The sequence below is a fragment of the Bordetella petrii genome (assembly GCF_017356245.1).
GTDB classification, from domain to species: Bacteria; Pseudomonadota; Gammaproteobacteria; order Burkholderiales; family Burkholderiaceae_B; genus Bordetella_A; species Bordetella_A petrii_D.
In genome coordinates this window covers 456957-471548 of record NZ_JAFMZZ010000004.1, presented here as the reverse complement: position 1 = coordinate 471548, position 14592 = coordinate 456957, and the positions used below count along the sequence as shown (strand labels likewise).

Annotated in this window: 12 protein-coding genes; 4 read left to right on the top strand and 8 right to left on the bottom strand. The window is 69.1% G+C overall.

The features are described 5' to 3' along the window. Window positions 1-141: 141 nt before the first annotated feature. Window positions 142-2997, bottom strand: coding sequence for a phosphoenolpyruvate carboxylase (gene ppc / locus J2P76_RS20360; protein ID WP_207409666.1), 2856 nt, complete (start codon window positions 2995-2997; stop codon window positions 142-144). Between the two features lie 164 nt (window positions 2998-3161). Between ppc and queC the strand changes: the two genes are divergently transcribed. Next, entirely contained in the window at window positions 3162-3875 is a 714-nt protein-coding gene (queC, locus tag J2P76_RS20355; protein ID WP_207409665.1) for a 7-cyano-7-deazaguanine synthase QueC, read from the top strand. 6 nt (window positions 3876-3881) lie between these two features. On the opposite strand, the gene J2P76_RS20350 is transcribed toward queC, so the two are convergent. Both J2P76_RS20350 and J2P76_RS20345 read right to left on the bottom strand, forming a co-directional pair. Further along, complete coding sequence (locus J2P76_RS20350; RefSeq protein WP_207409664.1) at window positions 3882-5054, bottom strand: MFS transporter; 1173 nt, start codon at window positions 5052-5054, stop codon at window positions 3882-3884. 9 nt (window positions 5055-5063) lie between these two features. Beyond that, window positions 5064-5618, bottom strand: coding sequence for a GNAT family N-acetyltransferase (locus J2P76_RS20345; RefSeq protein ID WP_207409663.1), 555 nt, complete (start codon window positions 5616-5618; stop codon window positions 5064-5066). 130 nt (window positions 5619-5748) lie between these two features. On the opposite strand from J2P76_RS20345, the gene J2P76_RS20340 reads away from it, so the two are divergent. Next, window positions 5749-6642 (top strand): LysR family transcriptional regulator, encoded by an 894-nt coding sequence (locus J2P76_RS20340; RefSeq protein WP_207409662.1) that lies wholly within the window; start codon window positions 5749-5751, stop codon window positions 6640-6642. 86 nt (window positions 6643-6728) lie between these two features. Next, complete coding sequence (gene ilvD, locus J2P76_RS20335) at window positions 6729-8588, top strand: dihydroxy-acid dehydratase (protein ID WP_207409661.1); 1860 nt, start codon at window positions 6729-6731, stop codon at window positions 8586-8588. 222 nt (window positions 8589-8810) lie between these two features. Here ilvD and J2P76_RS20330 read toward each other — a convergent pair whose 3' ends face one another. From J2P76_RS20330 to J2P76_RS20320, 3 genes are all read right to left on the bottom strand, one after another. Next, complete coding sequence (locus tag J2P76_RS20330; protein ID WP_207409660.1) at window positions 8811-9620, bottom strand: SDR family oxidoreductase; 810 nt, start codon at window positions 9618-9620, stop codon at window positions 8811-8813. A gap of 70 nt (window positions 9621-9690) precedes the next feature. Next, window positions 9691-10524, bottom strand: coding sequence for an aldo/keto reductase (locus J2P76_RS20325; RefSeq protein ID WP_207409659.1), 834 nt, complete (start codon window positions 10522-10524; stop codon window positions 9691-9693). Between the two features lie 48 nt (window positions 10525-10572). Next, window positions 10573-11736 carry an MFS transporter gene (locus J2P76_RS20320; protein WP_207409658.1) on the bottom strand — a complete coding sequence of 388 codons (1164 nt, stop codon included), beginning with the start codon at window positions 11734-11736 and terminating at the stop codon, window positions 10573-10575. Between the two features lie 108 nt (window positions 11737-11844). On the opposite strand from J2P76_RS20320, the gene J2P76_RS20315 reads away from it, so the two are divergent. Then, window positions 11845-12726, top strand: coding sequence for a LysR family transcriptional regulator (locus J2P76_RS20315; protein ID WP_207409657.1), 882 nt, complete (start codon window positions 11845-11847; stop codon window positions 12724-12726). A gap of 127 nt (window positions 12727-12853) precedes the next feature. Here the strand turns inward: J2P76_RS20315 and J2P76_RS20310 are convergent, their stop codons facing one another. Both J2P76_RS20310 and J2P76_RS20305 read right to left on the bottom strand, forming a co-directional pair. Beyond that, window positions 12854-13564: a 4-carboxy-4-hydroxy-2-oxoadipate aldolase/oxaloacetate decarboxylase gene (locus J2P76_RS20310; protein WP_207409656.1), complete on the bottom strand. Its 711-nt coding sequence runs from the start codon at window positions 13562-13564 to the stop codon at window positions 12854-12856. 32 nt (window positions 13565-13596) lie between these two features. Then, window positions 13597-14487, bottom strand: coding sequence for a TauD/TfdA dioxygenase family protein (locus J2P76_RS20305; RefSeq protein WP_207409655.1), 891 nt, complete (start codon window positions 14485-14487; stop codon window positions 13597-13599). Window positions 14488-14592 lie beyond the last annotated feature (105 nt).

Here is a 14592-nt window from a genome sequence, read left to right as displayed (position 1 = left end):
CGGTAAGGCGCCTCGGGGCCGGGCCCGGGCGCGCGGGGCGCCCGGACGGCACCGTGAAGCCGAACCGGCCCCGCGCGCCCGACGCGGCGTCAGCAGAAAAGATCCAATCGAACAAACCCATTCCGGACAAACCCCACAACGTCAGCCCGAATTCCGCAGTCCCGCCGCAATCCCGTTGATGGTCAGGTGAATCGCACTCCGCACGCGCTTGTCCGGCTCTCCGCGACCGTCAAGCTGCGCCTTCCGGTAGCGGCGGATCAGTTCGATCTGCAGGTAGTTCAGCGGGTCGATGTAGGCGAAGCGTTCGCGCAGCGAGGCCAGCAGCGCGGGGTTGTCGGCCAGTAGTTCGCGTTGGGTGAGCAGGCGCAGCATGGATACGGTGCGGGCGTGCTCGGCGCTGATCTGGCCGAAGATGCGCTTGCGCAGGGCCCGGTCGGGCACCAGCTGCGCATAGCGCGCCGCGATGGCCAGGTCGGATTTGGCCAGCACCATTTCCATATTCGACAGCAGGGTGCGGAAGGCCGGCCATTCGCGCGCCATTTCGCGCAGTTGCGCCAGCCGCGCGCGGCGCGAGCGGGGCGTGCCGGCAGCGCCGGTTTCCAGGTAGGCCTCGATGGCCGAGCCCATGCCGTACCAGCCGGTCAGCATCAGGCGGCACTGCGCCCACGAAAACCCCCATGGGATCGCGCGCAGGTCGTCGATGTGCTGGCCCTGTTTGCGCGAGGCGGGGCGCGACCCGATGTTCAGCCCGGCGATTTCGCTGACGGGCGTGGACGCGAAGAAGTATTCGGCAAAGCCGGGGGTGTCGTACACCAGGCCGCGGTAGCTGCGCTGCGCGGCATCGGACATGAACGACATGGCCGGGCCGTAATGCGCCATGTGCGCGTCTTCGGCGCTGGTGGCGGCCGCGCGCGGCGCCAGGGTCGATTCCAGCGTCGCGGCCACCAGCAGTTCCAGGTGCCAGCGGCCCACCTCGGCGTCTTTGTACTTGCTCTGGATGACTTCGCCCTGCTCGGTCAGGCGCAGCTGGCCGGCCACCGTGCCCGGCGGCTGCGCCAGGATGGCGTCGAAGCTGGAGCCGCCGCCGCGGCCCACCGAGCCGCCGCGGCCGTGGAACAGCCGCAGCCGCACGCCGCGCGCGCTGAACACATCGACCAGCGCGCGTTCGGCCTGGTACAGCGACCAGTTCGAGGTAAGAAAGCCGCCGTCTTTGTTGCTGTCGGAATACCCCAGCATGACTTCCTGGGTGCCGTCCTGGGCATGCTTGACGCGCTGGCGCAGCTCGGGAAGATCGAGCCAGGCCGCCATGATGTCGGGGCCGCGCTGCAGGTCGGGAATGGTCTCGAACAGCGGCACCACCATCAGGCCGTCGCCGGCGGCGATGGCCGCGCCGGGCTCGGGGTCGACGATCAGGCCGGTTTCTTTCTGCAGCACCAGTACTTCGAGCAGATCGCTGAGGGTTTCGGTGTGCGACACGATGGTTTGCTGAACGGCCAGCTTGCCGTAGCGGGCGCGGCCGGCGGCGGCGGCGCGCAGCACGGCCAGTTCGCGCGTGGTTTCTTCGCTGTAGGGCAGCCAGGGCGAGACCAGCGGGCGCGCCAGCGCCAGTTCGGCGCGTAGCAGCGCCACCCGGGCGTCTTCATCCAGGCGGGCGTAGTCCACCGGTTTGCCGTCGTGCTGCGCCCCGGCGCGCTTGAACAGTTCGGTCAGCACGCGTTCGTGCACGTCGGAGCTTTGCCGCAGGTCGACCGTGGCAAGGTGAAAGCCGAATACTTCCACGGCCTGCTGCAGGCCGGTCAGGCGCAGCCGCGCGATGGGCGCGGCATGGTGCGCCGACAGCGACGCGGCGATGACGGCCAGGTCTTGCGCCAGTTCTTGCGGCGCGCCATAGGCGGGCGCCGGATGGGTGACGCGGCGCGCCAGGTCGCGGCCGGTAAGCTGCTGCGCGGTGGCGGCCAGGCGCGCGTAGATGCCGACCAGCGCGCGGCGGTAGGGCTCGTCGCGCCGGTGCGGCGAATCGTCGCCGCCGCTTTCGGCCAGCGCCTGCAGGGCCGGGTCGGCATCGATCAGCAGCGTGGTGATCGACAGCTCGGCGCCCAGGGCATGCACTTCTTGCAGGTAGTGCTCGAACAGCACCGTGGCCTGGCGCAGCAGCGCCAGTTCCAGGGTGCCGGCATCGACGTTGGGGTTGCCGTCGCGGTCGCCGCCGATCCAGCTGCCCATGCGCAGGAAGGGTTCCAGCGGCGCGGGCGGCGCGGCGAAGGGCTTGGCCGAGTCGCGCCCAAGCAGGCGCGACAGTTCGCCATAGACGCGCGGGATCACGTTCAGGAAGGTGCTGCGGTAGTACGACAGGGCATTTTCGATTTCGTCGGCCACCGTCAGGCGCGTATAGCGCAGCATGCGCGTCTGCCACAGCGTGGCCACGCGGCCGAGCAGGGCCAGGTCGAGATCGGCGATTTCTTCGGCGGTCAGCGGGCCTTCGCGCTGCAGCAGCACGGCGGCGATTTCGCGGTGCACGTCCAGCGTGCTTTTGCGCTGCACTTCGGTGGGGTGCGCGGTCAGCACCGGCACGACGCGGGCCTCGGCCAGCAGGCGGCGGATGCGGGCGCTGCCCACGCCCTGTTCTTTCAGCAGCGCGAAGGCTTCGCGCAGGCTGCCGCGCGCGGGCGTGTCGTCGGCCAGGGCGCGCATGCGCTGGGCGCGGTTCTGGTCGCGGTCTTCGGCGATGTTGGACAGGTGCAGGAAGTAGCTGAACGCGCGCGCCACCGAATTCGGGTCGTTGTCGCGCAGGCGCTTGACGCGCTGTTCCAGCAGCTTGCCGTCGGCTTCGTTGCCTTCGCGCCGGAATCGCACCGCCGTGCGGCGCAGCGTCTCGATGGTGTCGAATACCCGTTCGCCTTCGCAGGCCTGGATGACTTCTCCCAGTAATCGGCCCAGCAGCCGGATGTCGTGGCGCAAGGGTTCGGCAGTGGCGGACTGCGGGCGGATGGCTTTCATCGGGTAAGGAATCCGTCGGACGAAGGGGTTGGAAACAGGAGGCGGGCGATACGGAAAACAGCAATTACAGTGACGCCGGCCATTTTACGCAGGCATTCTTACGGCCGGCCTTGCGGTACAGTTCCGCCATGGCGCCTTGCCTGTTTTCTTGCCCGAGACTGTCTATGCAGAATCATTCCCGCCGCGCGCTGGTCCTGTTTTCCGGCGGCCAGGATTCAACCACCTGCCTGGCGTGGGCGCTTGACCGGTACGCGCATGTCGAGACCGTGGCGTTCGACTACGGCCAGCGCCACCGCATCGAGCTCGATGCGCGGCTGAACGTGCTGCGCGAAGTGCGCGCCGGCTTTCCGCATTGGGCGGCGCGGCTGGGCGAAGACCATCTGCTCGACCTGCGGGTGCTGGGCCAGGTGGGCGACACCGCCATGACCAGCGACCGCGCCATCGAAATGCAGGCCAACGGCCTGCCCAATACCTTCGTGCCGGGCCGCAACCTGCTGTTCCTGACCCTGGCGGCCGCGCTGGGCTACCGGCGCCAGCTCGATGTGCTGGTGGGCGGCATGTGCGAAACCGATTTCTCGGGCTACCCCGACTGCCGCGACGACACCATCAAGGCGCAGCAAGTGGCGCTAGGCCTGGGGCTGGGGTCGCGCGTCACCATCGAGACGCCGCTGATGTGGATAGACAAGGCCGATACCTGGGCGCTGGCGCAGCAGCTGGGCGGCAAGGCGCTGGTGGACATCGTGGTCGAGCACAGCCATACCTGCTACCTGGGCGAGCGCGGCGCACGGCACGACTGGGGATATGGATGCGGGCAATGTCCCGCCTGCGCGTTGCGCAAGGCGGGCTGGGAACGCTGGAAGCGCCGGCAGGCGGCGTAGCGCGCTTTACCTGCGGAAGCGCACATACAGCCACGCCGACGCCGCCAGGATCACGCCGGCCAGCAGCATCGATGCCACCATCGCCGCCCGCGGCCCCTGCCAGGCGATCAATTCCCCGTAGGCCACCGGCGCCGCCGCCGTCAGCAGAAAGCCGGGCACCAGCAGCCGGCCCACCAGCGCGCCATACACCCGGTAGTCGAACAGAGCCAGCGGCAGCGTGCCGCGGGTAATGGTGAGCAGGCCGTTGCAGGCGCCGTACAGGCAGGCATACAGGGCGGCCGCCACCGGATGCCCGGCCAACGCGCCGGCCACGAAGCACAGCGGCATCACGGCGGTGGTGGCCAGGTTCAGCATCAGTGGATGCAATCGTCCGCCGAACAGCAGCTCCAGCAGGCGGGCGCTGACCTGGCCGATGCCCCACAGGGCCGAGATGCCGACCGCGGTCGACGCCGCCAGCCCCAGCCCGGTCAGCATGGCGATCAAGTGCGTGGCATTGGCGGCGGTCAGGAAGTTGGCCAGCATGGCGATCAGCGCATACAGGCCTTGCGCCAGCCGCTGGTCGGCCGGCGTGCGGGCCAGGCCGGGGCGCTCGGCGGCCTGTTCCGCCCCGGCCGCATAGCGGCCGCGCGGCAGCGCCAGGTACAACGGCAGGATCAACAGCGAGAACCCCGCATAGGCCAGCACCGCGCCGCGCCAGCCCAGCCACTGCGCCAGCAGTTGCCCCACCGGCCACATCACGGTGGACGCCAGCCCGCCGAACAGCGTGATCTGCGACATGGCGCGCCGCGCCTGCGGGCCGCCGATGCGGGCCAGCGCGGCGAAGGCGGCGTCGTACAGCGTCAGCCGCATGCCCACGCCCAGCACCACCCAGGCCGCATAGTAGGGCAGCGCCGCGTGCGCGGCGGCCAGCAGCGCGCAGCCCAGCGCCACCAGCACCGATCCGGCCGGCATGACGCGCTGGCCGCCCCAGCGGTCGATGGCGCGGCCCGCCATGGGCGAGGCGGCGGCCATGATCACGATGGCCAGCGAAAAGCCGCCGTAGATCTGCGCCACGCTCCAGCCCAGCTCGGCCTGCATGGCCGGGCCGAAATTGCTGATCAGGTAGAACGACACGCCCCAGTTCACCAGCTGGGTCAGGCCCAGGCAGATGACCGCGCGCGCGGGGATGACGGCAGGCACGCGCGCCGCTCAGCCGTGGCGTTCGGCGGGGGCGCTGTGGTCGCCGTTGCCCAGCGCCCGCTGCATCAGCACCGTGTCGCGCCACTGGCCGAACTTGTAGCCCACCGAACGCAGGGTGCCGGCCGGATGGAAGCCCTGGCTGGCGTGCAGGGCCAGCGAGGCCGCGTTGCGGCTGTCGCCCACCACGGCCAGCATCTGCCGCCAGCCGCCGGCGGTGCAGCGCTCGATCAGCGCGGCCAGCAGGCGCCCGCCGATGCCGTGGCCGGCTTTGCCCGGCTTCACGTATACCGAGTCTTCCACGGTGTGGCGGTAGGCCGGCCGCGGCCGGTACGGCGTGCAGTAGGCATAGCCGACCAATTCGCCGTCGAGTTCGGCCGCCAGGTAGGGCAGGCGCTGCGCCAGCACGGCTTCGCGCCGAGCCCGTATTTCGTCGGCCGACGGCGGCTCGAGCTCGAACGAGGCGGTGCCGTGCCGCACGTGATGGGCGTAGATGGCCTGGATGGCGTCGATATCGTCGGCGGTGCTGTCGCGCACGATCAATGGGGTGGATGCAGAGGCGGGCATAGGAAAGAAAGCCGGGTGGGAAAGGCGGGCAGGCCCCGCCGCTGCCTTGCAGTGTGCGCCAAACCAATGCATTAATAAAGCTTTGGTTTATTATGCAAAGCATAAGTAATTCTTTGGATTGGATTGCCCCATGCGCGGCCTGAACCTGGACCACCTGCGCATCTTCCTGGATGTGATCGAGCTGGGCAGCTTCTCGGCCGCCGCCGACAGGCACGGGCTGACCCAGCCGGCGGTCAGCCTGCAGGTGCGCCAGCTGGAACGCCGCTATGGCCTGCGGCTGGCCGAGCGGGTGGGCCGCAAAGTGGCCGCAACCGCTGCCGGCGCCGACCTGCTGGCCCACATCCGCGCCATCGACGCCGCGGTCGAGCAGGCCGAGCGCAGCATGCAGGCGCACAGCGCGCAGGTGGTCGGGCGGGTGCGGCTGGGCACCGGCGCCACCGCCTGTACCTATTTGCTGCCGCCCCTGCTGGCCGATCTGCGGCGGCGTTTCCCGGCCCTGGAAATCGTGGCCAGCACCGGCAATACCACTGACGTGCTGCGCGGCATCGAGGCCAACACCCTGGACATCGGCCTGGTCACGCTGCCCGCGCCCGGCCGCATGTTCCAGGTGACGCCGGTGCTCGACGACGAGTTCGTGGCCATTTTCCCGGCCAGCGGCAGGCTGCCGGCGCGCATCACGGCGCAGGCGCTGGCCGACCGGCCGCTGGTGCTGTTCGAGCCGGGCGCGCGCACCCGCGGGCTGGTCGACGACTGGTTCGAGGCCGCCGGCCTGCGGGCCCGGCCCGCCATGGAACTGGGCAGCACCGAGGCCATGAAAGAAATCGTGGCGGCAGGCCTGGGCTGCGCCATCCTGCCCCGCATGGCCATGCCCGCGGGCCGCGGCCGCCCCGGCCTGCGCGTACGGCCGCTGGCCCCGCGCCTGTCGCGCACCCTGGCGGTGGTGCTGCGCGGCGACAAGCCCCTGCACCGCGGATTGGGCCAGCTGCACGCGGCCCTGCTGGCCCTGGGCGGCGCGCGAGGCTGACCCGCGCCCGGCGGCGCAGGCGGCCGCCCCCGGCAATCCGGCGTATTATTTAGCACTTTGCGAACCCTACCCGCCCGAGAAAGACCATGCCGCAATACCGTTCCCGCACGTCCACCCACGGCCGCAACATGGCCGGCGCCCGCGCCCTGTGGCGCGCCACCGGCATGCAGGACGGCGATTTCGGCAAGCCCATCATCGCGGTGGTCAACTCGTTCACGCAGTTCGTGCCGGGCCACGTGCACCTGCGCGACCTGGGCGCGCTGGTGGCCAGGGAAATCGAAGCCGCCGGCGGCGTCGCCAAAGAATTCAACACCATCGCCGTCGATGACGGCATTGCCATGGGCCATGGCGGCATGCTGTATTCGCTGCCGTCGCGCGAGCTGATCGCCGATTCGGTCGAATACATGGTCAATGCGCACTGCGCCGACGCCATGGTGTGCATCTCGAACTGCGACAAGATCACTCCGGGCATGCTGATGGCCGCGATGCGGCTGAACATTCCCGTGGTGTTCGTTTCGGGCGGCCCCATGGAAGCCGGCAAGATCAAGTCGCCCACCGACGGCAAGGTCATCGCCAAGATCGACCTGATCGATGCCATGATCAAGGCCGCCGACCCCAACATCACCGACGCCGAGGCCGAGCAGTTCGAGCGCAGCGCCTGTCCCACTTGCGGCTCGTGCTCGGGCATGTTCACGGCCAATTCCATGAACTGCCTGACCGAGGCCATCGGCCTGGCGCTGCCGGGCAACGGCACCATCGTGGCCACGCACGCGTGGCGCCAGGGCCTGTTCGAGCAGGCCGGCCGCCTGGTTGTCGACCTGTGCCGCCGCTATTACGAACAAGACGACGCGTCGGTGCTGCCGCGCAGCATCGCCACCAAAAGCGCCTTCCAGAACGCCATGACGCTGGACGTGGCCATGGGCGGATCCACCAATACCGTGCTGCACCTGCTGGCCGCGGCGCAAGAGGCGGGCGTGGATTTCACCATGTCCGACATCGACCGCATTTCGCGCAAGGTGCCGTGCCTGTGCAAGGCGGCGCCGGCCACCGACAAGTACCACATCGAAGACGTGCACCGCGCCGGCGGCATCCTGGGCATCCTGGGCGAACTGGCGCGCGCCGACCTGCTGGACCTGAGCTGCGGCAACGTGCACAGCGGCACGCTGGGCGCCGCCATCGAGCAGTGGGACATCAACGGCGGCGCCGGCGAAGCCGCGCAGAAGTTCTTCCGCGCGGCGCCGGGCGGCATTCCTACCACCGTGGCCTTCAGCCAGGACGCCACCTTCCTGACGCTCGACCTCGACCGCCAGGCCGGCTGCATCCGCAGCAAACAACACGCCTATTCCCAGGACGGCGGGCTGGCCGTGCTGTACGGCAACCTGGCGCCCAAGGGCTGCATCGTGAAGACGGCGGGCGTGGATGAATCGCAATGGGTCTTCACCGGCCGCGCGCGCGTGTTCGAAAGCCAGGACGACGCGGTCGAAGGCATTCTGGGCGACAAGGTCGTGGCCGGCGACGTGGTGGTGATCCGCTACGAAGGCCCGAAGGGCGGGCCGGGCATGCAGGAAATGCTGTATCCCACCTCGTACCTGAAATCCAAGGGCCTGGGCAAGACTTGCGCCCTGTTCACCGACGGCCGCTTCTCGGGCGGATCGTCGGGCCTGGTCATCGGCCATGCCTCGCCGGAAGCGGCCGAAGGCGGCAACGTGGGCCTGGTCGAAGACGGCGACACCATCGAGATCGACATCCCCAACCGCAAGATCAACCTGGCCGTGTCCGATGACGAACTGGCCAAGCGGCGCGCCGCCATGGATGCGCGCGGCGCGCAGGCCTGGAAGCCGGTCGACCGCCAGCGCGTGGTCTCGCAGGCCCTGCAGGCCTACGCCGCCCTGGCCACCTCGGCCGACCGCGGCGCCGTGCGCGACGTGTCGCAACTGAAGCGCTAGGCCTAAAGCAGGTGTCTGGCTCCCGCAGGGTGCCAGACACCGAAGTGTGCAGAGATCGTCTCAATCGTACGGTGTCAGGCACCCTGCGGGAGCCTGACACCTGCCAGATCGACCCCGCCGCATGAAATAGATGTCCCTCGACCGGGAACGCCGCGGAGCCGGCTTCGCCGGTCCGCCAGCGTCGCCTCCCTGGGGGAAGCGCGTAGCGCTTCGGGGGGGGGGTCAGATCATTGCCGACGCGCCGCCATCCATCGGGATGATGGCGCCCACCACATACGATGCGCGCGCGCTGGCCAGGAACAGCGCCACGTCGGCGACTTCTTCAGCCTTGCCGTAGCGGCCCATCGGGATGCGCGCCTGGCTTTCGGCCAGGGCTTCGTCGCGCGTGATGCCGCGCCGGCTGGCGTCCAGGTCCAGCGCCTGTTCCACCCGCTGGGTGAAGATCGGCCCCGGATTGATCGCATTGATGCGTATGCCGTACTGCGCGTAGTGGGCCGCCAGGCCCACGGTGGACAGCATCAGCGCCGCATTGGCCGATCCGCCCGCCAGGTGGATGCTGGTGGGGCGCTTGCCGCCGTTGCCGATGATGTTCACCACAATGCCGTTGGTGGCGCCCGCCGGCCGCGTGGCCGCCCGGGCGCGCATGCGCGGCAGCACTGCGTCCTGCACATGGATGTACGGAAAGAACTTGGCGTCCATGGCAGCGCGCCATTTGGCCGCGTCCAGGTCTTCGGGTTCGTGCCGGCGCGCCGCGCCGGCGCTGTTGACCAGGATGTCGATGGGACCGATTTCGGTTTCGATGCGTTCGATGGCCCGCGCGGCGGCCTGCGGGTCGGACAGGTCGGCCGGAAACACCGCCACGTTGTGGCCGCTGGCCTGCAGCTGCGTGCGCGCCTGTTCCAGGCCTTCGGGATTGCGCGCGATGATGGCCACGTACGCGCCTTCGGCGGCGAACGCATTCGCCACCGCAAGGCCGATGCCCTTGCTGCCGCCCGTCACGACCGTTACCTTGCCGTTCAGTTTCAGATTCACCTTGCGCTCCCAAAGGACGATGGCGGTCAACGATACTCCATCCGCGCTTCGCCCTTCCGCGAGCCAGGGTTCAATCCCACTGCGGCGCGAGCCCGTCGGGCGACACCAGGCGGCCGTCCGGGCGCGCCAGCCCGGCCAGCGCACGCATGTCGGCGGCGTCGAGCTCGAAGTCGAAAATGCGTGCGTTGTCGGCCGCCCGGTCGGCGCGCAGGGTCTTGCTCAGGGCAATGACATTGTCCTGCTGCACCAGCCAGCGCAGCGCGATTTGCGCCGGCGTCTTGCCCAGGCGCCGGGCCATCTCGCCGATAACCGGATCTTGCAGCACCTTGCCGTCGGCCATGCCGTAGTAGGCGGTGATGCTCATGCCCAGGCGCTGCGCTTCGGCGCGCACGGCCGACTGATCCAGGTAGGGGTGGTATTCGACCTGGTTGTTGGCCAGCGGCGCGGCGCTCAGCGCCGCGGCTTCGCGCATCAACGCGGTGGTGAAGTTGCTGACGCCGATGTGGCGCGCGCGGCCGTCGGCGTGCGCCTCGTTCAGTGCGGCAATCTGCTCGGCCAGCGGCACTGCGCCGCTGGGCCAGTGCAACAGCAGCAGGTCGACGTAATCGGTGCGCAGCCGGTCCAGGCTGTCTTGCACCGACTGGCGGAAGTCGGCGCCGCGGTAGTGGTCTACCCAGACCTTGGTGGTCACGAACACCGCGTCGCGCGCCACGCCCGATTCAGCCAGGCCTCGGCCCACGTCGGCCTCGTTGCCGTAGATCTGGGCGGTATCGATATGGCGATAGCCCAGCTGCAGGGCGGTCTTGACCATGCGCGACGTGTCTTCGGCCGGCATGCGGAACACGCCCAGGCCCAGCGCGGGAATCGAGCCGCCGTCGCGGGACAGGGGTTTGGTGGGGATCATTGAATGGTTCCTGAAAGAAGATGAGTGGGTGGGGCAAGCCCGCAAGTGTCAGGCCGTGGCCAGCGCGCAGGGCCGGCGGTCCAGCCGCCAGCTGTACAGGGCGATGGCCAGGCCGCTGGCGGTGACGGCCGCGGCGACCAGGGGCGTGGCGGCCAGGCCGGGGCCGTGGTCGATGGTCAGGCCGCCCAGCCAGGCGCCGGCGGCATTGCCCAGGTTGAAGGCGGCGATGTTGAAGGCCGATGCCAGGTTGGGCGCATCGCCGGCTTTTTCCAGCACGCGCATCTGCAGCGGCGGCACGGTCGCGAAGGCGGCGGCGCCCAGCAGGGCTACCGTGGCGACGGCGGCGAACTTGGCGTGCACGGTCAGGCTGAACACCGCCAGCACCACGGCCAGCAGGGCCAGGCTGCCCACCAGGGTGGGCATCAGCCGCCGGTCGGCCAGCTTGCCGCCATAGGTGTTGCCCGCCACCAGCCCCACGCCGAACAGCAGCAGAATGGGCGACACCGCGCCCGGGCTGAAGCCCGCCAGCTCGGTCAGCAGCGGGGCAATGTACGTAAATGCCGTGAACACGCCGCCAAAGCCCAGCACCGTCATGGCAAAGCCCAACAGCACCTGCGGGCGGGTAAGGGCGCGCAGTTCGCCCATCAGGTTGCCGCCTTGGTCGCCGCGGCTGCGCGGCACCCAGGTGGCAATGGCCAGCATGGCCACGATGCCCACGCCGGTAACCGCCCAGAACGTGGCGCGCCAGCCCCAGGCCTGGCCCAGCCAGGTGCCGAAGGGCACGCCCAGCACGTTGGCCAGGGTCAGGCCGGTGAACATCAAGGCGATGGCCGAGGCCTGCTTTTCGGGCTTGACCAGGCTGGTGGCCACCACCGAGCCCACGCCGAAGAACGCGCCGTGCGCCAGCGAGGTCAGCACCCGCGCCGCCATCAGCGTGCCGTAGCCCGGCGCCAAGGCACAGGCCAGGTTGCCCAGCGTGAAGATCAGCATCAGGCCCAGCAGCAGCGTCTTGCGCGGCAGCCGGGTGGTCAGGATAGCGACGGGGGGCGCGCCGACCACCACGCCCAGGGCGTAGCCGGTAACCAGCAGCCCGGCGCTGGATAGCGAGACGCCCAGATCGGCGCCGACTTCGGGCAGCAGGCCCATGATGACGAATTCCGTGGTGCCGATGCCAAAAGCCCCCACGGCCAGCGCCCATAGCGCGATAGGCATTTCAATCTCCTGGAAATAACGGGTTTACCCTAGGAGCCGAATTGTGCGCCGCGCGATCTATGAGAAAAATAGGCCTACAATCACTTTACTTATGCGTGGAAGTCAAAAATGGCACTCAGCTCTGATGCTTTGCGCGTCTTTCTGGCGGTGGTGGACACAGGCAGCATGAGCGCCGCCGCCGAGTTCCTGGGGCAGACGGCCTCGGGCGTCAGCCGCAGCCTGTCGCGCCTGGAAACGCAGCTGGGGGTGACGCTGCTGACGCGCACCACCCGGCGCATGGAGCTGACCGAAGAAGGGCAGTTGTTCATGCAGCGCGCGCGCGGCATCGTGGGCGACCTGGACGACGCTGAAGAATGCATGCGCATCCGCCGCCAGCAGCCGGCCGGCAAGCTGCGGGTGGATGCCTCGGCGCCGGTCATGCTGCACTGTGTGGTGCCGCACATCGCCGAGTTCCGCCAGCGCTATCCCGAAATCGCCCTGGAACTGACCAGCAACGACCGCATCGTCGATCTGGTCGAGCACCGCACCGATATTGCGCTGCGCGCCGGCCCGCTGTCGGATTCCAGCCTGCACGCGCGGCCGCTGCGGCCGTCGCGCCGGCTGGTGGTGGCCAGCCCGGCCTACGTGGCGCGCCGCGGCGCGCCGGCCACGGCCGAAGCGCTGCGCCAGCACGAGCTGCTGGGCTTCACGCAGCCCGAAACCCTGAACGTATGGCCGCTGCGCCATGCGGGCGGCGCCGAATTCACCATCGTGCCCACCCTGGCGGCGTCCAGCGGCGAAACCCAGCGCCAGCTGGCCATCGACGGCGTGGGTATTGCCTGCCTGTCCGAATTCATGCTGAAGGCCGACTTGGCCGAGGGGCGGCTGGTGCAACTGCTGGAAGACGCCTGCACCGACTACGTGCAGCCCATGCATGCGGTGTACTACCGCAACACGCAGCTGGCGCGCCGCATCGCCTGCTTCCTGGATTTCTTCGCCGAACGTCTTTGACGCCTGAGCAGATGCGCGGCAGGTGTCCGACTCCCGCAGGGTGTCGGACACCGTACAACTGAGACGACTGCGGCCTACAGCGGTGTCCGGCACCCTGACGGGAGCCGGACATCTGCAATAGCCGGGCCTACTTCACGTCATCGAAGGCGGCGTCGATTTCCTGGATGTCCATCTTGGCGTAGCTGGCCGCCGCGCCGCTCAGGTCCCATACTGCGGCGCCGTTGGCCACTTCCTGGGCCATGGCGTCTTCTTTGCGCATGCGGGCCAGGGCGCGTTCCACCGATTGCGCCGCGTGCTCGCGCGGCACGCAGATCACGCCGTCGCCGTCGGCCACGATCAGGTCGCCGGGCGACACCGACACGCCGTCGCACACTAGCGGCGCGTTGACGCGGCCGTGCCCGGCCTTGTCCGGATGCGACGACAGCACGTGGGTGGACCAGGTCGGGCTGCCCAGTTCGCGCAGCATATCGGTGTCGCGCACGCAGCCCTGCACCACGATGCCGGCCAGGCCTTTCTTCAGCGCATAGCGCGCCGCCATGTCGCCCCATTGCGCGCCCGAGATCGCCGGCTCGCACACCACTACCAGCACGTCGCCCGGCTGCGCCAGGTACAGCGCCCGATGCATCATCAGGTTGTCGCCCGGGCCGCAATAGGCGGTGACGGCGGGGCCGGCGATGCGCCGGCCGGCCAGCACGGGCCGCATGCGGCTGGACATCAGGCCGCGCCGGCCGGCGGCGAACTCGGCCTCGTGCAGGTCGGACACGGTGGCTTCCTGCGCCTGCGCGCAAACGGCGGCGTCCACGCGGTTCACGCGCAGATAGACTAGGGATCGATTCACTTGGCTTCCTTTGCGGTGGATGCGATGGGGATTCAGTGCGGCGCGCAGTAGGCCTGGGGCGACAGCCGGAACGTGGTGCGCTTCATCAGGCGCGGCTGGTCCAGCCGCATTTCGTCGCGCCGGTGCATGGTGCAGCCGTTGTCCCACATGACCAGGTCGCCGTTGCGCACCTTGTGCCGGTACACCAGTTCGGGGCGGCTGCCCGCCTCGAACAGCAGCGGCAGCACGCGCTCGTTGTCGGCGTCGCTCAGGCCGTCGATCGCCACCAGCGTGGTCGGGTCGGCGTACAGCGCCTTGCGCCCGGTAATGGGGTGCGTCAGCACCAGCGGATGCGTGGCGTCGGGCAGGCTCAGCATCGCCTTGGCCTGGGCAGTGTCTTTTTTCAGTTCCAGCGGGTTCATGATGGCCATGCGCTTGGCATAGCGGTACGTGCCGGTGCGGCCTTCGATCAGCGCCTGAATGTCGGCCGGCAGGCTGTCCCAGGCGCCGTACTGGTTGGCCCAGTAGATGTCGCCGCCGCCCTTGGGCACTTCCACGCCGTACAGCATGGCGCCCGTGGCCGGCTGGCGCATGAAGGTCTGGTCCGAATGCCAGGCCACGTCATCGCCGCCGGCAAAACCGCCCACGCCCCGCCCGTCGGCATAGCGCAGCGTACTGAAGTAAATGACCTCGTCCTGGTAGGGCGACAGGATGTCTTTGCGGCTGATGACTTCGCAGGTGCCGAATTGCTGGCTGAACTGCACCTGCTCGTGCTCTTCGATGGACTGGCGCCGGAACACCATGACGGGCGCCTGCTGCCACAGCAGGCGCAGCTGCTCGATGGCGGCGGCATCCTGCAGCAGCTGCTCGATTTTCTCGTGTATTTCCACGACGAAGCCGTCGTGCAGTACCTGGTGGTCCAGGCTGATGCCGGGGTGTGCCATAAAGAGGTCCTTCCTGGTGAAATGCCGGGGCGGCAAGGGCGGGCCGCCGGTGGTCTTTGCCAGCATATCGGCGCCCTGCCGCGCTGCCCATAGCCACGGGCAGCA